This window comes from Eubacterium ramulus ATCC 29099 (assembly GCF_000469345.1).
GTDB lineage: Bacteria > Bacillota > Clostridia > Lachnospirales > Lachnospiraceae > Eubacterium_I > Eubacterium_I ramulus.
Genome location: NZ_KI271096.1, coordinates 100,255 through 120,616 on the forward strand (window position 1 = coordinate 100,255; position 20,362 = coordinate 120,616).

Consider the following 20,362-nt stretch of genomic DNA (forward strand, 5'->3'; position numbering starts at 1 on the left):
CACCAAGTCTCACGTGCGTTCGACTTGAATTTCTGGTAGAAGGAGTATAAGCAATTGAACGAAACATTTATGAAAGAAAAACCGATTTTCCCGCTATTGTTGTCGATGTCCCTTCCGATGGTCATTTCTATGGCGGTAAACTCACTTTACAATATTGTAGACAGTTATTTTGTGGCAAAGATCAGTGAGGATGCCATGACGGCACTCTCTCTGGTATTTCCGATTCAGAACTTTATTAATGCAGTGGCGATTGGTTTTGGTGTAGGTATTAATGCTATGATCGCCCAGTATCTTGGCGCGGGAAGAAGAGACAAAGCAGATGAGGCACTGACACAGGGGATGGTGCTGGCAGTGATCCACGGGATTGTCATGATGATTTTATGTATCATCGGCATTCCGTATTTTTTGAGATTATTTACCACAGATGCAAATGTGATCGCATTGGGGGTACGTTATGCAACGATTGTATTTTCTTTTTCTGTTATTCTTAGTGTGAATCTGACTTTTGAAAAAATGAATCAGGCGATTGGAAATATGAAAATCACCATGATAAGCCTGCTGATCGGATGTGGCCTGAATATTATACTGGATCCAATGATTATTTTCGGCATCGGACCATTTCCGGAACTTGGAATTGCAGGAGCTGCACTGGCAACCGGATTCGGACAGTGTGTACCGATTGTGATTTATATAGCTGCATATCTGAAAAGACCAAAGCGGGTGGCCTTCCGCCGGGAATATTTGCATTTGACCAGGGAAGTGACGAAGCGGCTCTACAGTATCGGTGTGCCGGCTATTTTGAATATGGCGTTGACCTCTGTATTGACCACAGCGCTGAATGCGATTCTGGCAGCATTTTCCCAGACATATGTATTGGTGCTTGGTATTTATTATAAACTGCAAACGTTCTTATACATGCCGGCTAACGGAATTATTCAGGGGATGCGCCCACTGATCGGCTACAACTATGGTGCAGGAGAGCATAAACGTGTGGAGAAGCTGTACCGCCTGACATTGCTCTTGAATATTTGCATTATGACAGCAGGCATGATCCTGTGCCTGACAATTCCGGGAAAACTGATGGGGGCATTTGCTGAAAATCCACAAACTATTCAGAATGGTGTGACTGCATTACATATTATCTGTTTCGGGTTCATTTTATCCGCAGTGTCTGTTACAGCCTGTGGTGCACTCGAAGGATTAGGGAAAGGAATACCATCTTTACTTATTTCCTTATCGCGTTATGTGGTACTGATTATTCCACTGGCATTAATTTTTAGTCGATTCTTTGGAGCTGCTGGCGTATGGCATGCTTTTTGGGTGACAGAAGCATTGAGTGCAGTATTTGCAGTGATAATCTATCGGCGTAGTGTGAAGGCAGAATCATTTATAGAAGCAGAATAGGAAATAAATATTAGAAATGCTAATAAAAGAGAAAAAATATACAAAAACACTAATAAATAAAGCGGGATTTTCTACATGCACTTTTCCATTCTGGAGCCTTTGTTGATTGACGAATGTTTTTCAAATGTATTATACTTAAATTACGTTGCAAAAGTTCTGTTTATGATAAATACAATGTATGTGGTTTGACCATGTTTTTGTAAACAGAATCGTTTGCGGAAAATACAGAGACTAAATAAGTACAATACAGAGAAAAGGGGAATCAATCGCTATGAGTATTCAGACATTCAAACCGGTGAAAGAGGGAAAAGTACGTGAGGTTTATGATATTGGTGACAGCCTGATCATTACCGCAACAGACAGAATTTCTGCTTTTGATGTAATTTTAAAAAATAAAGTAGAGAAAAAAGGTACGATTCTGACAAAAATGTCAGAGTTCTGGTTCGATTTTACAAAGGATATTTTACCGAACCATATGATTTCAACGGATGTAAAAGATATGCCAGAATTTTTCCAGAATGAGAGATTTGATGGAAACAGCATGAAATGTAAGAAACTTGAGATGCTGCCGGTAGAGTGTATTGTACGTGGCTATATTACAGGAAGCGGCTGGGCAAGCTACTGTGAGAACGGAACCGTTTGTGGCATCAAACTTCCGGAGGGATTAAAAGAATCCGAGAAACTGCCGGAGCCGATCTACACACCATCCACAAAAGCTGAGATCGGTGATCATGATGAGAATGTAAGTTTTGAGCAGACAGTGATCAATCTGGAGAAAATCTATCCGGGCAAAGGACAGGAGTATGCTGAGAAATTGCGTGATTACACGATCGCACTTTACAAAAAATGTGCAGAGTACGCATTAAGCAAAGGGATTATCATTGCAGATACAAAATTTGAGTTTGGTCTGGATGAGAACGGCAATGTCATCCTCGGTGATGAGATGCTGACACCGGACAGCTCCCGTTTCTGGCCATTAGAGGGATATGAGCCGGGTAAAGGACAGCCGTCCTATGACAAACAGTTTGTAAGAGACTGGTTAAAAGCAAATCCGGACAGCGATTACCTGCTCCCGGAAGAAGTAATTAAAAAGACAGTTGATAAATATAAGGAAGCATATGAACTGTTGACTGGAAAAGAATTCCAGGCATAAACCGCATAGTTGGAGGGAATAGATTCATGCTGGAAAACAAAATGGAACAGACCATTGCACAGGACGAATTACATGAGGAGTGCGGTGTCTTTGGTATCTATGATTTAGACGGACAAGATGTGGCATCTACCATTTATTATGGCCTGTTCGCCCTGCAGCACCGTGGACAGGAGAGCTGCGGTATCGCAGTCAGCGAGACACAGGGACCGAAAGGTAAAGTATCCAGTTTTAAGGATATGGGGCTTGTCAATGAAGTATTTGATGCAGAGAAACTGGAGCGTCTGAAAGGTGATATCGGTGTCGGTCATGTGCGTTATTCTACTGCCGGTGCATCCACCAGAGAAAATGCACAGCCGTTAGTGCTGAATTATGTGAAAGGTACACTGGCACTGGCTCACAACGGAAACCTGATCAACGCCAATGAACTGCGTCACGATCTGGAATATACAGGTGCAATTTTTCAGACAACCATTGATTCTGAAGTTATCGCATATCACATTGCAAGAGAGCGTTTGAAAGTCGGTACCGTTGAGGAAGCCGTACAGCGCGCTGCCGCAAAAATGAAAGGTGCGTATTCTATCGTTGTCATGAGTCCGAGAAAATTGATCGGTGCCCGCGATCCATATGGATTCAAGCCATTATGTATCGGCAAACGTGACAACTCTTATATTATTACATCTGAAACCTGCGCCCTGGAGACGATCGGTGCAGAGTTTGTACGTGATGTGAAACCGGGTGAGGTCGTTACCATTAACGGTGAGGGCGAGATTTCATCTGATATGACAAACGCCATTGATCCGTGCAAACAGGGAAGATGTATTTTTGAGTATATTTATTTTGCAAGAGCTGACAGTCACTTTGACGGCATCAGTGTCTATGATGCCAGAATTAAAGCCGGCAGATTCCTGGCGCAGGATTCTCCGGTGGAGGCAGATCTGGTAGTAGGTGTTCCGGAGTCCGGAAATGCGGCCGCTCTTGGCTATGCCATGGAATCCGGCATTCCATACGGTACCGCATTTGTCAAAAACAGTTATGTGGGACGTACTTTCATCAAGCCGAAACAGAGCAGCCGTGAGCAGAGTGTCCGCGTAAAATTAAATGTTGTAAAAGAAGCAGTTGCAGGAAAGCGGATCATTATGATCGACGATTCCATCGTGCGGGGAACGACATCTGGCCTGATCGTAAATATGCTGAAGGAAGCAGGCGCAAAAGAAGTGCATGTGCGTATCAGTGCACCGCCATTCTTATGGCCGTGTTACTTCGGAACAGATATCCCTGCCAGAGAGCAGCTGATTGCTTACAATCGTTCGATTGAGGATATCCGCGATCTGATCGGAGCAGATTCCCTTGGCTATCTGCGCATTGAACGTCTGAAGGAAATGGTGAGCGGTCTGCCGATCTGTGAGGGATGTTTCACAGGGACATATCCGTTAGCTCCGCCGACAGAAGACATTCGTGGCGAATACGAGCGATAAAATTTTATCTCAGTCGAGAAGACTCCCACTTCTGCAAGTGGTGAGTAATAACAAGTCTTTCTCAGTGGGAGTACAATCTCCGACTGAGATAAACGCTCCGCGAGGATGTGCAGTGATTCTGAGAAGAATATGTCAGCTTTCGCTGACCAGATTCACGCACCAAGTCTCACGTGCGTTCGACTTGAATGCAATGAAAATTAACAGAAATGAGGAGAACAACTATGAGTACAGATAGATATACAAGTCCGCTTTCTGAGCGTTATGCAAGCAAGGAAATGCAGTATATTTTTTCACCGGAAATGAAATTCCGTACATGGAGACGTCTCTGGATCGCACTTGCTGAGACAGAGAAGGAATTGGGCCTGGATATTACACAGGAGCAGATTGATGAGCTGAAAGCACACAAAGACGACATCAACTTCGAAGTAGCAAAAGAACGTGAAAAACTGGTGCGTCATGACGTGATGTCTCATGTTTACGCATATGGTGTACAGTGTCCGAAAGCAAAAGGCATTATTCATCTCGGTGCGACATCCTGTTACGTTGGCGACAACACAGATATTATTCTGATGTCTGAGGCTCTGAAATTAGTTCGTAAAAAACTGGTAAACGTTATCGCAGAGCTTGCAAAATTTGCCGATCGTTACAAAGAACTGCCGACGCTGGCCTTTACTCATTTTCAGCCGGCACAGCCGACTACAGTTGGAAAACGTGCCACATTGTGGACACAGGAATTTCTGATGGATCTGGAAGATCTTGATTATGTGCTTGACTCGTTGAAATTACTTGGTTCTAAAGGAACCACAGGAACACAGGCAAGTTTTCTGGAATTATTTGAAGGAGATCAGGAAACCATCGATAAGATTGATCCGATGATCGCAGCAAAGATGGGATTCAAGGACTGCTACCCGGTATCCGGACAGACTTATTCCAGAAAAGTAGATACCAGAGTATTGAATGTTGTTGCAGGAATCGCTGCAAGTGCACATAAAATGTCAAATGATATCCGTCTGCTTCAGCATCTGAAAGAAGTAGAAGAACCGTTTGAGAAAAATCAGATTGGATCTTCTGCAATGGCTTACAAGAGAAATCCAATGAGAAGTGAGCGTATTGCTTCCATTTCCAGATATGTGATGATCGATGCCTTAAATCCGGCGATCACATCCGCAACCCAGTGGTTCGAGCGTACACTGGATGATTCTGCAAACAAACGTCTCAGTGTGGCAGAAGGCTTCCTTGCTATTGACGGCGTACTTGATCTGTGCCTGAACGTCGTAGACGGACTGGTCGTGTATGATAAAGTTATTACCAAACATCTGATGAGCGAACTTCCGTTTATGGCTACAGAGAATATCATGATGGATGCTGTAAAGAACGGTGGAGATCGTCAGGAACTTCATGAAAAAATCCGTCAGCTCTCCATGGAGGCCGGTGCAAATGTAAAACAGAATGGTCTGGACAATAATCTTCTGGAACTTATCGCAGCAGATGAAAGCTTCGGCCTGACACTGGAAGATCTGCAGGCAAATATGGATCCATCCAAATATGTGGGACGTGCTCCGCTGCAGGTGGAAAACTTCCTGAAAAACCATGTAAATCCGGTTCTGGAAGCAAACAAAGAAATACTTGGAATGACAGCAGAAATCAACGTGTAAAATTCTGCTTCGTGTAAATTATTAAAGAACAAACTGAAAATAACTCCAACATGGACATGAAAAATTTTCCAACGATCCATTGTTTGGAGTTATTTTCAGTTTTGTTCTATTTACACTACGGCGCCATTACATGCCGCGCGTGCATATACGGGATTACTAAAATGCGCATTGTGTCGCACGCGCAAAAAACAGATGCGAGTAATGTTACATGGCGTGTTCTGCACAGAATGTTGATAACATAACATGCCGTCTGCCTGACCTTTGTAATTAGGTGAAGAATATTTTTATTGTTATTTTTCAATATGTAAATGGCGAAATCAGAGAAAATTTCCTCAACGAACGATTAAGTGAATGACCGAGTTTTACGAGGTTTTGCGCGAGTGGGAACGACCTCTTTTTCAGGCGTGGGAACGAGCGCGATGAAACCGAAGTGAAATGAGGGTAATGAACGTCTAGTGAGTGAGGAAATTTTCTCTGATTTCGCCTTAAATAAAAAACAAAAAATAAAAACAAATCTCAAGCCTCCCTGGGAACGGAAGTTTTGTGCTGCCGTGCATATTCCGTGGGCGGCATCCCCATCTGTTTATGAAATACCTTGGAAAAGTAGAGACTGTTTTCAAATCCAACGGATTCTGCAATATCGATCATAGACATTTCGTTATGCGTCAGCAGATAACATGCCTGCTTGATGCGATACTCACTCAGATATTCTTTCGGGGACTTGTTCAGTACCGCCTGAAATGCCCGGCACAGATAGCTACGGCTCAGCCCGACATATGCTGCCATGTCATTCACGGTAATGGGAGAACTGTAATTGGAAGAAATGTACTCAATGGTTTTTATGACATAACTTTCCTTACGGCTCAGTTTGTTCTTATTTTCTGCTTCCCTCATATAAATAGCAAGGAGCATGTACAGATAACCGGCCATTTCCACCGAGTTGATAAAGTCATTGCCCCGGGTATTGTAAATCTGGTTCATGCGCTGGTTGATCTCACCGCTGTGGATGTTATTGTAGGTCACCGGAAAGGATGGTGTGAACCGTGTGGCCTTCAGTATGGAAGGTGCATCGTTTCCGGTAAATCCGATCCAGGAATATTCCCATGGATTTTCCTTGTCGGCATAGTACCAGACTTCGTGATTTGGATAGATCAGAAAGGAATCCCCGGTCTTTAGTGTATAGAGTTTTCCGTTGCAGTGATAGTATCCCTTGCCGGTCACGATGTGGTGGATCAGGTAATGATCTTTCACGCCGGGTCCCCAGTGGTGGTTTGGGTCACATTTTTGATGGCCTACATTGCATACTGACAGGGAAAAAAGTTCATATTTGCGTATTTTGTAAGAATCTTTGTAAAAATCACTCATTTTTTTGCCCCCTATGATAAATCAAGATTAGCATAAAAGAAAAGAAAAAACAACATTTTTACATATTTTGCACACATTTCCATATAGGAATTTATGCAGAAAGAAAGTACAATGAACTTAATCAGAGCGGAAAAGAAAAACACTGGCTCTGGAGTGTTAAAATGTAATAAAAAGAAAAATGAAGAAGATGGAGGGGTTCGATGAAAGAGCAGTTAGTAAAAGTATTTAAAGAAAAATTTGGAAGCGAAGGTGATATCCGCAGCTATTTTGCTCCGGGCAGAGTAAACCTGATCGGTGAGCATACCGATTATAATGGCGGACACGTATTTCCATGTGCACTGACCATTGGTACCTATGCGATTGTCAGAAAACGTGAAGACCGCAACTTCCGTTTTTATTCTACAAACTTTGAGAGTCTTGGTGTGATCGAGGCGAGTCTTGATAATCTGAAATATGACAAAGCACTTGACTGGACTAACTATCCACTGGGGGTTGTATGGGCATTCATTGAGAAAGGCTACCCGGTTGACTGTGGTTTTGATATGCTGTTATTCGGAAATATCCCGAATGGTTCCGGACTTTCCTCTTCTGCATCCGTAGAAGTTGTAACCGGTGTAGCACTGCGTGATCTCTTTGGATATGATGATATTTCCATGATTGACATTGCATTGTTTGGTCAGTATTCCGAGAATAACTTTAATGGTGTAAATTGTGGTATCATGGATCAGTTTGCCATCGCAATGGGCAAAAAAGATCAGGCTATCTTTCTGGATACCAGTGATCTTTCCTATACATATGCACCGATCAAACTGGCAGATGAGAAGATTGTTATCGCATGCAGCAACAAGAAACGTGGTCTTGGAGATTCCAAATACAACGAGCGCCGCGCAGAGTGCGAGGAAGCTCTGGCAGAACTTCAGACAAAACTGGACATCAAAGCACTTGGTGAACTTTCTGAGGAAGAGTTTGAGGCAAACAAAGATCTGATCAAGAGTGAAGTACGTCAGCGTCGTGCAAAACATGCCGTTTATGAGAATCAGCGTACATTAAAAGCAGTAGATGCCCTGAAAGCAGGTAATCTGGAAGAATTCGGAAAACTGATGAACGCATCTCATGTATCCCTCCGTGACGATTACGAAGTAACCGGCATTGAGTTGGATACATTGGTAGAGAATGCATGGGAGCAGGAAGGCGTTATCGGTTCCCGTATGACCGGAGCAGGTTTCGGTGGTTGTACCGTAAGTATTGTAAAAACAGACTGTGTAGATAAATTTATTGAAAATGTAGGAAAAGCATATCTGGAGAAAATCGGTTATGCGGCTGATTTCTATGTAGTAGAAATCGGTGACGGCGGAAGAGTATTAGCATAATGCAGGAATGCCTTCGGCATTCTTACTGCTGTGTGATAGGAGGAGGAACATACGAAATGTCTGATTTATATGTGGCAAGACTGGTACAGTACGGAATTGAGTCCGGTCTGATCCCGGAGGAGGAGCGGATTTACAGTACGAACCAGATTCTTGAAGTAATGAAAAAAGATGATTATGAGGCACCGACAGCCGAAGAAGTCGGCACAGAGATCGATCTGGCAGATACATTGGGGCATCTTCTGGATGAAGCATTGGAGAGCGGTGTACTGGAGGATGGTGGAATCGTATCCAGAGATTTGTTTGATACAAAGCTGATGAACTGTCTGACCCCGCGTCCGGCACAGGTGATCGCGAAATTCCGTGAGGACTATGCAGAAAACCCGAAGAAAGCGACCGATCATTATTATAACTTCAGTGTGGCTACCAACTATATCCGTAAGGATCGTATTGCAAAAGACCGTCGCTGGAAAGTGCCGTCAGAGTATGGCGAGATCGATATCACCATCAATCTGAGTAAACCGGAAAAAGATCCGAAAGCCATTGCGGCAGCAAAACTGGCAAAACAGTCTGCTTATCCGAAATGTCAGCTTTGTGTGGAAAATGAAGGTTATGCAGGGCGTCTGAATCATCCGGCCCGTCAGAACCATCGTATCATTCCGATCACGATCAATGGCGGAAACTGGGGATTTCAGTATTCACCGTATGTATATTATAACGAGCACTGCATCGTATTTAACGGCGAGCATACACCGATGAAAATTGAACGTGCTACCTTCCGTAAACTGTTTGATTTTGTAAAACAGTTTCCACATTATTTCCTTGGGTCCAATGCGGATCTGCCGATTGTTGGCGGTTCTATCCTGAGCCATGATCATTTCCAGGGAGGACACTACACCTTTGCCATGGAAAAGGCAGAGTTTGAGAAGAACATTACCATTCCGGGATTTGAAGATGTGGAAGCAGGTATTGTGCACTGGCCGTTATCTGTGATCCGTATCCGTAGCAATGATGATGAAAGACTGGTAGAACTTGCAGATCACATTCTGAAAGCATGGCGTGGTTATACCGACGAAGATGCATTTGTTTTTGCAGAGACAGATGGAGAACCGCATAATACGATCACACCGATCGCGCGTATGCGTGATGGCAAATATGAGCTGGATCTGGCATTGCGTAACAATATCACCACGGAAGAATGCCCGTTGGGTGTATATCATCCGCATGCAGAGCTGCATCACATCAAAAAAGAAAATATCGGTCTGATCGAGGTAATGGGGCTTGCGGTACTTCCGGCCCGTCTGAAGAATGAGATGGATGAGCTGGCTGCCTATATTCTGGAAGGCAAAGACATCCGTTCCAATGAGACCATTGAAAAACATGCAGACTGGGTAGAGACTTTCCGTGATCAGTATACATTTACGGAAGAAAATGTAGAAGATATTCTGCAGCAGGAAATCGGAAAAGTTTTTGTAAAGGTACTGGAAGATGCCGGTGTATATAAATGCACCGAAGAAGGCAGAAAAGCATTTGACAGATTTATTGCAAGTTTATAGAATATAACTATTCAGGGGCGCATCGTAAACGCAATTTTACGGGCTGGTTCTGAACCGTTATAAAAATGTATATATAAGGAGGAAATTAGTATGCATATTTTAGTGACCGGAGGCGCAGGCTACATTGGAAGCCATACATGTGTCGAACTGCTGAACGCAGGTTATGAAGTAACTGTCGTAGATAATCTTTACAATTCCAGCGAAAAAGCACTGGATCGTGTACAGGAGATCGCAGGCAAAGCAGTGAAATTTTACAAAGCAGATATTCAGGACAGAGATGCCATGAACAAAGTTTTCGATGAAAACAAGTTCGATGCTGTTATCCATTTCGCAGGATTAAAAGCAGTTGGCGAGTCTGTCGCAAAACCAATCGAATATTATCAGAACAATATCGGCGGAACACTTGTGCTGACAGATGTTATGCGTCATCACGGGTGCAAAAATATCATCTTCAGTTCTTCCGCAACAGTATATGGAGATCCGGCAATCATCCCGATCACAGAAGAGTGCCCGAAAGGAACATGCACCAATCCGTATGGCTGGAGCAAGAGTATGTTAGAGCAGATCCTGACAGATATCCATACTTCTGATCCGGAATGGAATGTAGTATTACTTCGCTACTTTAATCCGATCGGAGCACACAAGAGCGGTAAGATTGGTGAAGATCCGAAAGGTATCCCGAACAATCTGCTTCCGTATGTCGCTCAGGTTGCTATCGGAAAATTAGAATGCCTTGGTGTATTCGGAGATGACTATGATACACCGGACGGAACCGGCGTGCGCGATTATATCCATGTTGTAGATCTGGCACTCGGTCATGTAAAAGCTGTTGAGAAGCTGGCAGATAATGAGGGTGTATCCATTTACAATCTCGGTACCGGAAACGGATACAGTGTACTTCAGGTAGTTCATGCATTTGAAAAAGCATGCGGACATGCGATTAACTATGCAATTAAACCGCGTCGTCCGGGTGATATCGCTATGTGCTACTGTGATCCGGCAAAAGCAAAGAAAGAGCTTGGCTGGGAGGCTCAGTATGGTATTGAGGATATGTGTGCCGATTCCTGGAGATGGCAGAGTCAGAATCCAAACGGATATGCGGACTGAAAGGATTTTTTTGACTGAATGAATGACTATAAGATTACGCAACAGGTAAAGCGGAAATCAAAACGGTTTGCAAAACCATTGTCCATATTTATGGTTGTGATGGCTGTGGTACTGGTAATTCTTGCAATCATTTTTGATACGGGACTGATGCTTCCTGCATTTTTGTTTGCAGTGCTGTACTATATTTTTTCTATTAATACTGACCGAGAGTACGAATATTGCCTGGAAAACGGCGTGCTGACTATAGCTGTGATCCGGGGAAAGCGGCGCCGGAAAACAGCACATACGCTGATGATGCAGGATATGGAAGTGATCGCACCGAACTGGCATGAAGCCGTGGCAAAATATCGCAAGAACGGTGGTACGGAAAAACTGAAAAAGTTTGACTATACTTCTTACGATGACAATATTCCGTATTATACGATGATCGTGTATGAGAACAAAGAAAAAATCAAACTGTTACTGGATTTGAACGACAGCATGCTGGAAGCAGTCAAACGTGTTTATCCGCAGAAGGTGTATATGCGATGAAAAAAGCAAAAGGTAAAATGGAATTGCGCTATTACGATATTCCGCAAAACGAGTTCCTGATTGCCTTACAGAATCAGAACTGGCAGAATAAATACCAGACAGAGGAAGACGGGCTTCACTTTCACAATCTGTTGGAGATCGGCCTTTGCGTTCAGGGATATGGTATTATGCGCCTGGAAGAAGAAAACGTACATTTTGAAACCGGTATGCTGAGTATTATCCCCGCAAATTTCCCGCACAGCACGATGCCGCAGGCACCGGAAGGAAATACATGGGCTTACTTATTTGTAGACCCGGAGAAGATCCTGGCATCCGTTTATCCGGATGATATTTTGATGCAGCAGAAGATGTTGGAAAATATCAACCAGAGAGCATACATCGGTAAAAAGGAGACGGTTCCGAATCTGAACCGCATTGTTTCTGCTATTTTTTATGAGATGCAGCAGAAACCGGATTTTTACCGGGAGAGTGTCAGAGGCCTTTCCTTGTCTCTGATGATGATGCTCGCCCGGCTGAACAATAAGCTGGGTCCGACTACGGAAGGTGTACGCCAGAAGAACGGATTCGATCAGATTCGTCCTGCACTGGAGCACATCCGTGATAATTTTGCCAATCCGACAAAGATTGCGCAGATTGCTTCTGTGTGTCATATGAGTGAGTCTCATTTTCGCAGACTCTTTGAGGAAAATATGGGAATGACACCGGTGGATTATCTGAATCAGGTCCGGATTAAAAAAGCCTGTGATATGATTCGTAAAACGGGGTATTCCATGGAAGAAATTGCTGTGAAGGTGGGATTTTCCACGACATCTACGTTTAACCGGAATTTCAAACGAATCGTGGGTACGTCACCGTATCACTGGAAAAAGTCACCGGAGAATTTTGAAACCAGACTGGCAGATTTCAATATACTGGTGGAAAAAGGCTGGTAAATATTATGAAAAAAGAAAAAGAATCATATGTGTGGTTAGAAAACAGATAACTGCCATATGATTCTTTTTTACATTACCATACGGTAATTGGTGAAAATATTGTAGAATCCCCGTATTTTATTCGTGAAAAACACGAAAAAGTGAAAAAAAATAGTCGAAAAAAAGAGAAAAATGCAAAAAAAGATAAAAAGAAGATACCATTAAAAATAAAAAATATGCAACATGACGATAAAAAGTCAAATATGCGTGTATCGTGAGAAAAAATGCGAACTATACTATATGTGTGTATAGTATAATATGTACATCTTGATGCAGGAGATAAAACAATATTTGATTAATATGAACAAATGACTTTATGCATCAGAATAATTCATGAGGAGGAGAAAACATGAAAAAGAAAGTAATTTCACTTATGCTCATTGGTGCTATGGTAGCTTCTATGGCAGCTTGTGGCAGCAATGGCGGTGACAAGGGTGGCACAAAAGACAATGACACATCCGCAGCAGCTGAGTCTGATGGCGGAGCAAGTGAGGGTGGCGACACCTTAACTGTTTGGACATGGGATCCAAAATTCAATATTCCGGCAATCAAAGAAGCTGCAAACATCTACAAAGCTGATCATCCGGATTTCAATCTCAAAGTAGTTGAGACATTATCCGATGACTGTGAGTCCAAATTAATCGCAGCAGCAGAAGGTGGAGATCTCTCCACATTACCGGATATCGTTCTGATGCAGGATAACTCTTATCAGAAATTCGTAACAGCTTATCCGGAAGCATTTGAAGACTTAACAGATTCCGGAATTGATTTCTCTCAGTTCCCGGCTGGAAAACTTGCTTATTCAACAGTTGATGGCAAAAACTACGGTGTTCCGTTCGATAACGGTGCTGTAATCGGTGCTTACAGAACAGATATTCTTGAGCAGGCTGGTTACACAACAGCAGATCTGACAGATATTGACTGGAACAGATTTATCGAGATCGGTAAAGATGTTAAAGCTAAAACAGGTACATATATGTTATCCGGACAGGCTGATTCCCCAGATACAATTATGATGATGCTTCAGTCCGCAGGAGCTTCCCTCTTTGATGAAGATGGAAAACCGGCTATGACAGACAATGCTGCATTAAAAGAGTGTATCGATATCTACAAAACAATGGTAGATGAGGGAATTTACCTCGAAGTAAACAAATGGGATGACTATGTAACATCTATTACAAAAGGAAGTGTTGCAGGCGTTATCAATGGTAACTGGATTATCGCTACTATCCAGGGTATGGAAGATACAGCTGGCAAATGGGAAATTACAAATATGCCGAAACTGATCAAAACTCCAAACGCAACAAACTACTCTAACAACGGTGGTTCTTCCTGGTATATTACATCCAACTGCAAGAACAAAGATCTGGCAATTGACTTCTTAAAGAGCACATTTGCTGGCAGCGTAGAACTTTATGATAAGATCCTTGCGTCAACTGGTGCTATTGCTACATACCTTCCGGCAGGAGAGTCTGAGAAATATGCTGAGCCAGTGGCATACTGGAGTGATCAGCCGATCTACAAGACAATTGTAGACTACTCCAAACTGACACCTGCAAACAATACAAGCCCATACTACTATGATGGACGTAATGCAATCGGAACACAGATCCAGAACATCATGAACGGTGCTGATACTGATTCCGCAATTGCTGATGCACAGGCTGAAGTTGAATTTTCTATGCAGTAATTCATTTCTGATTTTGAGATGACAACCTATTTTTAAAAATATGCGGGGGGCTGCCTGGCAGTTCCCCGAATATTATTTGCGAAGGGGGTTTTGAGGTGGAACCTAAGAAAAAAGGCATGACCTTAGTTGCAAAGCAGAAAGCGGCAGGATGGCTATTCCTGGTGCCGGCATCTGCAATGATTGCAATTATGAGCTTTTTCCCGATGGTAAAGGCATTTATCATTTCTTTACAGACTGGTAGAGGTCTGAATATGCACTTTGCCGGATTTTCAAATTATGTACGTATGTTCCAGGATAAAGTATTTTTACGTTCCGTTGGAAATACATTCTTTTACTTGATTATTCAGGTACCAATTATGCTTGTGCTTGCAATTTTACTTGCACAGCTTTTGAACAACAGAGATCTGAAACTGAGAGGCTTCTTCCGTACATGTGTATTCCTTCCATGTGCAACATCTCTGGTATCTTATGCATTGATCTTCCGTTTCCTGTTCGCTCAGGATGGATTTATCAATAATGCTTTAATCGGACTTGGTATTCTTGATACAGGATATAATTTCCTTGGAAATGCCATGAGCGCCAAGTTTGTAATCATTATCGCGCTGGTATGGAGATGGACAGGTTACAACATGGTATTTTACCTGGCCGGCTTACAGAACATTGAGTACTCCGTATATGAGGCAGCTAAAATTGATGGTGCCAACGGATGGAAGACATTCTGGAGCATTACCGTACCATTGTTAAAACCGACAATTATCATGACGTTTATCATGTCAATTAACGGTACATTGCAGTTGTTCGATGAGTCAGTCAACCTGACAAACGGCGGACCTGCAAATGCAACCATTACAATGTCACATTATATTTACAACTCATGTTTCGTGCGTTCTCCTAACTTCGGATACGCATCCGCAATGTCATTCTTCGTATTTATCCTTGTGGCAATCCTTGCGTTTATCAATATGAAAGTAGGTGATACACGTGACTAAAAAGAAAAACAAATCAATGATTCAGCGTCGTCTGATTCCTACTTATATTTTCCTTGCAATCGTGTCTCTGGTATCGGTATTCCCGTTCTACTGGATGATCATGGCTGCTACAAATGACTATGTTGATATTTCGAGAGGTAAATTAACATTTGGTACAGCAGCACTTGAGAACTTCAGAAATCTGATCGATCAGCAGCCGCTGGCACTGGCAATGAAGAACTCTTTCGTTTATGCAATTTCAGTTACCGTAATCTGTCTGCTCATCTGTTCACTGGCAGGTTATGGATATGAGATTTATCATGACAAATGGAAAGATAAATTATTCTCAGTTATCCTTCTTGGTATGATGATCCCTCAGGTAGCAACAATCGTTCCGTTGTACCGTATGTTTACAAAGGCACACCTGATCAATACAGCTGTTGGTTTCTTCCTTCCGATGATCTCCACGCCGTTTATGATCATGATGTTCCGACAGAATTCCCGTGCATTCCCGGTAGATATCGTAGAAGCTGCACGAATTGATGGTCTGAGTGAGATCAAAATCTTTTTCCAGATGTATATGCCGGTTATGAAATCCACATATGCAGCTGCAGCAGTTATTACTTTCATGAATGCATGGAATGCATACCTGTGGCCAAAGGTAATCATGACAGATGGTGATTCTCTGAATATGGTTATGTTGATCGCAAATATGACAGGTGGTTACAAACTTGATTATGGTATGATCATGATGGGTGTATTATTCTGCTCCATCCCGACTATGGTAGTCTTCTTTGTACTCCAGAAACAGTTTGCAGAAGGTATTACAGGTGCCGTTAAATAATGACGAGATAAATAGTCATTTCAAACATAATATTGCAACTTATGCAACCCCACGGTGGTTTCGCCGTGGGGTTTTTCAAACAGAGCAAAACCGGAAGTGTTATTCGGTTTTAATAAATAAAAAGGTTCTATACGGAATCAGAACTTAATAAGTTCGGAAAGGAAATGAAAAATGGGCGTGAAATTTGATCGTTTATGTTACGGTGGAGATTATAATCCGGATCAATGGCTGGAGTGTCCGGAGATTCTCGAAGAGGACATCCGTCTGATGAAGAAAGCGCATGTCAATACAGTTTCACTTGGTATTTTTGCATGGGCAAAATTGGAGCCGGAAGAGGGAGTATATGATTTTGAATGGATGGAAAAAATCATCAACCACCTGTATGAAAATGGAATTTATGTGTTTCTTGCCACTCCGTCCGGTGCGCGTCCGCACTGGCTGGCAGACCGTTATCCGGAAGTGCTGCGTGTAAATGAGATGCGTCAGAAAAATATCTTCGGACAGCGTCATAACCATTGCTACACATCTCCAATCTATCGTCAGAAAGTGCGCCAGATAAATATGAAACTGGCAGAACGCTTTGGAGATCATCCGGGTGTTTTAATGTGGCATATTTCCAATGAGTATGGCGGAGAGTGCCATTGTCCATTATGTCAGAGTGCATTCCGTGGCTGGTTAAAGAAAAAATATAACAACGATATCAAGGAAGTAAACCGTAAGTGGAATACGGCTTTCTGGAGTCATGATTATCAGAATTTTGATCAGATCGAGAGCCCGACACCGCTGGGTGAGACATCCATTCACGGACTGGTTCTGGACTGGAAACGTTTCGTCAGCGATCAGACGATTGATTTCTGCAAAGCAGAGATCCAGGCATTGCGGGATGCAGGAAATCATAAGCCGGTTACGACGAATCTGATGTATAATTTCTCTACAATCAATTATCATGAGATGGCGAAAGTACTGGATGTAGTATCCTGGGATAACTATCCGCAGTGGCACAAGGGACCGGAACGTCTTGTTGCTATGGATAACGGCATGCAGCATGATATTATGCGTACGTTAAAGAAAGAGCCATTTATCCTGATGGAATCCTGTCCGGGTCCGACGAACTGGCAGTCTGTCAGCAAATTGAAACGTCCGGGAATGTTGGAGACAGCGTCTTTGCAGGCGGTAGCGCATGGATCTGACAGTGTCATGTATTTCCAGATCAGAAAAGGTCGTGGCGGATTTGAAAAATTCCATGGTGCCCTGATCGATCATTATGGAAAAGAGGACGAGCGGACATATCAGGAGTGTAAAGAAGTTGGTGCAGACTTAGAACAGATCGATGAACTGAAACATGCAAATGTAAAAGCAGATGTGGCGGTTATTTATGACTGGGAAAACCGTTGGGCCGTAGAAGAAGCTCAGGGACCGCGTAATAAAGGCATGTTCTATAAAGAGACCGTCGAGAAGCATTATTATGCATTCCGTAAATTAGGTCTTAATGTGGATCTGCCGGATATGACGCAGGATCTGGATGGATACAAGATCGTGGTTGCACCGATGCTTTACATGTTCCGTGCCGGATTCGAAGAGAAAGTCCGTAAATTTGTGGAAAATGGCGGCACATTTATTATGACTTACTGGAGTGGTGTAGTAGATGAGAACGATCTGTGTGTACTTGGCGGAACACCGGGCGGTCTGATGGATGTCATGGGACTGCGCAGCACAGAAATTGATGCACTGTATGACGGCGAGACCAATGTAGTCAAAGCAGTTGTTGGTGATGTCTCTTATCAGTGCGAGCGTTTCTGTCAGTTGGTAGACGTAAAGACAGCAGAGCCGTTATTTGTATATGGCGAAGACTTTTATGCAGGAACACCGGCTATGACGGTCAATGAGTTTGGCAAGGGAAAAGCATATTATATCTGTGCAGATGCTGAGCAGAAATTCTTTGATAACGTGTATGAAGAAATTGTGACAAAAGCAGGGGTTGAAAGACCGCTGAAACAGCCAGTTCCGGAAGGCATCGAGGTGTGCACACGTCAGAGTAAGGATGCGGAATATGTGTTTATCCAGAACTTTAATAAAGTTTCAACTGCATTCAAACCGGAACTTGACGGGGCAGAAGTACTTTTCGGCGAAGTTACCGGGGAGATGAAACCGTTCTCAACCATTATTCTCAAACGGTAGGTTTCTGTTGGGATTCTTTGTATTAAAATGTAGAATCGGGAGAAGTTTAAGAAGATGGGAAAATTGTGTGAAAATCAGCAGGAAATTTATGCGGCCTATCGGGTTGCAAATCTGCTGGGTGTATATGAGGATTGTTCGCCGAATGGTTTTTATCAGAGATGGAAACAAAAGAATGCTTTCATGAAGGCGCAGGCGGAAGAGTTTGGAATTGGAAGTACCGATCATTTTATTGATGACGTTGAGCGGATTGTGGATCAGCGGCGTGCAGAAACGGAATGGAAGAATGCGGATGCATGGAAAAATGGAACAGCGGCTTTTGGTGCGCGGTATCTGACTCCGGAGATGTATCTGGATTATGAGCTGAAGAGTATACAGCTGGCTTTTGCGACATATAAGGGCGAACTGGTTGGAAATCATAAATGCCATGTTTATACAGAGGATGAGAAGCGGGCATTTTATGATGCAAACCAGGATCTGTTTACCAGGTATCATGGTGATCTGTTTTCGTATGAAGAAGTGGACCTGATCATTGAAAAGTGGTTAAAGGTACAGGAGTATCAAGATATCATAGAAAGTGTTGTTGCAAATACGCATTTGAATGAAACGACCGTAAACGAAATATCGGCACAGGATGTGTCAGATGAAAAGTCAGATAATGCAGTTCGGTGGATAACAGAGTTTGAAAAAATCTGGAATCAGATGCAGGAGGAGAAGCGTCTGAGAGAAGATAAAAGCTGCCCGGAAGAAACTAAAAGTGAAAGCAGCATAGGGAACTGTGGACATTGTTATTATGTCAGTTCGATTCACGGCGATGATGCGAATGACGGAACAGAGGATCAGCCGTTGAAGAGTTTATATGCGGTAAATCGATTGGATTTACAGCCGGGTGATCAGGTGTTACTGGAACGCGGTTCTGTGTTTGAAAATCAGTTTTTACACCTGAATGTGCAGGGGACAAAGGAACAGCCAATTTATATTGGTGCATATGGGAACGGTGCGAAGCCTTTGATCCAGACGAATGGTCAGGGCATCTGGTATCAGGATTATGGAAATGAGCTTGATGCACCGACACATGTATACAGAGGGTATGTTTCATCTGCGGTATTGTTATATGATTGCGAGTATCTGACGGTGGAGAATCTGGAGATCAGCAATAAAGGGGGCGTATTCGGAGAGACATATTCTGCTCCACACAAGATGAACCGTACAGGTGTGGCAGGAATTGCGAAGAACCGTGGAACGTTGCATGAAATACATCTGAGTAATTTATATATTCATGATGTAGAAGGTAATGTGTATGATAAACATATGAATAATGGCGGTATTTATTTTACCTGTCTGAAGCCGGAAGCAGAAGAAAAAACCGGCGTGGCACGATATGAGAATGTCAGTGTCAGAGGATGCCATCTGAAGCGGACAAGTCGTTGGGGAATTGCTGTTGGATACAGTTATAAATGCAAAGAGTTTATGACGGCAGAATTGCCGGATGAGTTGTTTGAACGGTATGGCCATCATAACATTTATATCGCAGACAATTATGTGGAAGAAATCGGTGGTGATGGCATCACCGTGATGTATGCCATGAAACCGCTGGTGGAGTACAATTCCGGTGACAGCTGTGCGTTGGAGATGAATGACCGCTATTATACTGAACCGGAGGACCGGGCAGGAAAAGTGGCGGCGGGAATCTGGCCATGGAAGTGCAAAGATGCATTACTTACTTATAATGAAATGCGTGATATGCGGTTGAATCAGGATAGTATGGCATGGGATGCAGACTCCGGGGATGGCACATTATATCAGTATAATTACAGCCATTTAAATGAGGGAGGCTGTGTCATGTTCTGCCTGGAAGAAGCCATTCATAATGAATTCCGTTATAATGTCAGCGTGGATGATCTGGGAGGGTTGATCAGTCCGTCCGGAAATCCGGATGCGTGGATCCATCATAATGTATTTTATCGCAGAGCAGAAGTGCCATTTGTACGACCACATATGGATGATGGAAAATATGTGGCTGAGGAGAATGAAATCCATCTGATTTAAAAAAAATTTGAAATAAATAGTAGAAGCAGAAAAGTGACTGGTGTGTATAAGC

15 protein-coding genes are annotated in these 20,362 nt (G+C 43.0%); 14 read left to right on the plus strand and 1 reads right to left on the minus strand.

Translation table 11 applies throughout. From position 1 onward, the window contains the following. Positions 1-54 precede the first annotated feature (54 nt). The 4 genes from HMPREF0373_RS03650 to purB all read left to right on the plus strand — a co-directional run bounded on the left by HMPREF0373_RS03650 (position 55) and on the right by purB (position 5,687). On the plus strand, positions 55-1,404 hold the full coding sequence (locus HMPREF0373_RS03650) for an MATE family efflux transporter (protein ID WP_044962734.1): 1,350 nt from the start codon (positions 55-57) through the stop codon (positions 1,402-1,404). A 271-nt stretch (positions 1,405-1,675) separates the two neighbouring features. Continuing rightward, positions 1,676-2,557, plus strand: a complete 882-nt coding sequence (locus tag HMPREF0373_RS03655) for a phosphoribosylaminoimidazolesuccinocarboxamide synthase (RefSeq protein WP_021738252.1) — start codon at positions 1,676-1,678, stop codon at positions 2,555-2,557. Positions 2,558-2,583: 26 nt separating this feature from the next. Further along, entirely contained in the window at positions 2,584-4,032 is a 1,449-nt protein-coding gene (gene purF, locus HMPREF0373_RS03660) for an amidophosphoribosyltransferase (protein WP_021738253.1), read from the plus strand. 221 nt (positions 4,033-4,253) lie between these two features. Continuing rightward, positions 4,254-5,687 (plus strand): adenylosuccinate lyase, encoded by a 1,434-nt coding sequence (gene purB, locus HMPREF0373_RS03665; protein WP_021738254.1) that lies wholly within the window; start codon positions 4,254-4,256, stop codon positions 5,685-5,687. A 516-nt stretch (positions 5,688-6,203) separates the two neighbouring features. Here purB and HMPREF0373_RS03670 read toward each other — a convergent pair. Next, positions 6,204-7,052 carry an AraC family transcriptional regulator gene (locus tag HMPREF0373_RS03670; protein ID WP_021738255.1) on the minus strand — a complete coding sequence of 283 codons (849 nt, stop codon included), beginning with the start codon at positions 7,050-7,052 and terminating at the stop codon, positions 6,204-6,206. Positions 7,053-7,252: 200 nt separating this feature from the next. Here HMPREF0373_RS03670 and HMPREF0373_RS03675 point away from each other — a divergent pair, with 200 nt between their 5' ends. The 10 genes from HMPREF0373_RS03675 (at position 7,253) to HMPREF0373_RS17245 (ending at position 20,310) form a co-directional block, all read left to right on the plus strand. Continuing rightward, a complete protein-coding gene (locus HMPREF0373_RS03675; RefSeq protein WP_021738257.1) occupies positions 7,253-8,422 on the plus strand; it encodes a galactokinase in 1,170 nt (389 codons plus the stop codon). A gap of 56 nt (positions 8,423-8,478) precedes the next feature. Continuing rightward, positions 8,479-9,975 (plus strand): UDP-glucose--hexose-1-phosphate uridylyltransferase, encoded by a 1,497-nt coding sequence (gene galT, locus HMPREF0373_RS03680; protein WP_044962737.1) that lies wholly within the window; start codon positions 8,479-8,481, stop codon positions 9,973-9,975. A 90-nt stretch (positions 9,976-10,065) separates the two neighbouring features. Continuing rightward, positions 10,066-11,082, plus strand: a complete 1,017-nt coding sequence (gene galE / locus HMPREF0373_RS03685; RefSeq protein ID WP_021738259.1) for a UDP-glucose 4-epimerase GalE — start codon at positions 10,066-10,068, stop codon at positions 11,080-11,082. A gap of 18 nt (positions 11,083-11,100) precedes the next feature. Beyond that, complete coding sequence (locus HMPREF0373_RS03690) at positions 11,101-11,613, plus strand: YwiC-like family protein (RefSeq protein ID WP_021738260.1); 513 nt, start codon at positions 11,101-11,103, stop codon at positions 11,611-11,613. Further along, complete coding sequence (locus tag HMPREF0373_RS03695; protein WP_021738261.1) at positions 11,610-12,545, plus strand: helix-turn-helix domain-containing protein; 936 nt, start codon at positions 11,610-11,612, stop codon at positions 12,543-12,545. The genes HMPREF0373_RS03690 and HMPREF0373_RS03695 overlap by 4 nt, the downstream gene beginning before the upstream one ends. 388 nt (positions 12,546-12,933) lie before the next feature. Beyond that, positions 12,934-14,274 (plus strand): ABC transporter substrate-binding protein, encoded by a 1,341-nt coding sequence (locus HMPREF0373_RS03700; RefSeq protein WP_021738262.1) that lies wholly within the window; start codon positions 12,934-12,936, stop codon positions 14,272-14,274. A gap of 95 nt (positions 14,275-14,369) precedes the next feature. Next, on the plus strand, positions 14,370-15,263 hold the full coding sequence (locus tag HMPREF0373_RS03705) for a carbohydrate ABC transporter permease (protein WP_021738263.1): 894 nt from the start codon (positions 14,370-14,372) through the stop codon (positions 15,261-15,263). After that, positions 15,256-16,086, plus strand: a complete 831-nt coding sequence (locus tag HMPREF0373_RS03710; protein ID WP_021738264.1) for a carbohydrate ABC transporter permease — start codon at positions 15,256-15,258, stop codon at positions 16,084-16,086. Before HMPREF0373_RS03705 ends, HMPREF0373_RS03710 begins: the two co-directional genes overlap by 8 nt. A gap of 171 nt (positions 16,087-16,257) precedes the next feature. After that, positions 16,258-18,264 carry a beta-galactosidase gene (locus HMPREF0373_RS03715; RefSeq protein WP_021738266.1) on the plus strand — a complete coding sequence of 669 codons (2,007 nt, stop codon included), beginning with the start codon at positions 16,258-16,260 and terminating at the stop codon, positions 18,262-18,264. 54 nt (positions 18,265-18,318) lie between these two features. Beyond that, positions 18,319-20,310 (plus strand): hypothetical protein, encoded by a 1,992-nt coding sequence (locus HMPREF0373_RS17245; RefSeq protein WP_021738267.1) that lies wholly within the window; start codon positions 18,319-18,321, stop codon positions 20,308-20,310. The last annotated feature ends 52 nt before the right edge of the window (positions 20,311-20,362 follow it).

What these genes read in the sequence shown, in the direction of transcription:
- HMPREF0373_RS03655 (WP_021738252.1), top strand. Translation starts at nt 1,676, where the DNA reads ATGAGTATTCAGACATTCAAACCGGTGAAAGAGGGAAAAGTACGTGAG.
- purF (WP_021738253.1), top strand. Translation starts at nt 2,584, where the DNA reads ATGCTGGAAAACAAAATGGAACAGACCATTGCACAGGACGAATTACAT.
- purB (WP_021738254.1), top strand. Translation starts at nt 4,254, where the DNA reads ATGAGTACAGATAGATATACAAGTCCGCTTTCTGAGCGTTATGCAAGC.
- HMPREF0373_RS03670 (WP_021738255.1), bottom strand. Translation starts at nt 7,052, where the DNA reads ATGAGTGATTTTTACAAAGATTCTTACAAAATACGCAAATATGAACTT.
- HMPREF0373_RS03675 (WP_021738257.1), top strand. Translation starts at nt 7,253, where the DNA reads ATGAAAGAGCAGTTAGTAAAAGTATTTAAAGAAAAATTTGGAAGCGAA.
- galT (WP_044962737.1), top strand. Translation starts at nt 8,479, where the DNA reads ATGTCTGATTTATATGTGGCAAGACTGGTACAGTACGGAATTGAGTCC.
- galE (WP_021738259.1), top strand. Translation starts at nt 10,066, where the DNA reads ATGCATATTTTAGTGACCGGAGGCGCAGGCTACATTGGAAGCCATACA.
- HMPREF0373_RS03690 (WP_021738260.1), top strand. Translation starts at nt 11,101, where the DNA reads ATGAATGACTATAAGATTACGCAACAGGTAAAGCGGAAATCAAAACGG.
- HMPREF0373_RS03695 (WP_021738261.1), top strand. Translation starts at nt 11,610, where the DNA reads ATGAAAAAAGCAAAAGGTAAAATGGAATTGCGCTATTACGATATTCCG.
- HMPREF0373_RS03700 (WP_021738262.1), top strand. Translation starts at nt 12,934, where the DNA reads ATGAAAAAGAAAGTAATTTCACTTATGCTCATTGGTGCTATGGTAGCT.
- HMPREF0373_RS03715 (WP_021738266.1), top strand. Translation starts at nt 16,258, where the DNA reads ATGGGCGTGAAATTTGATCGTTTATGTTACGGTGGAGATTATAATCCG.
- HMPREF0373_RS17245 (WP_021738267.1), top strand. Translation starts at nt 18,319, where the DNA reads ATGGGAAAATTGTGTGAAAATCAGCAGGAAATTTATGCGGCCTATCGG.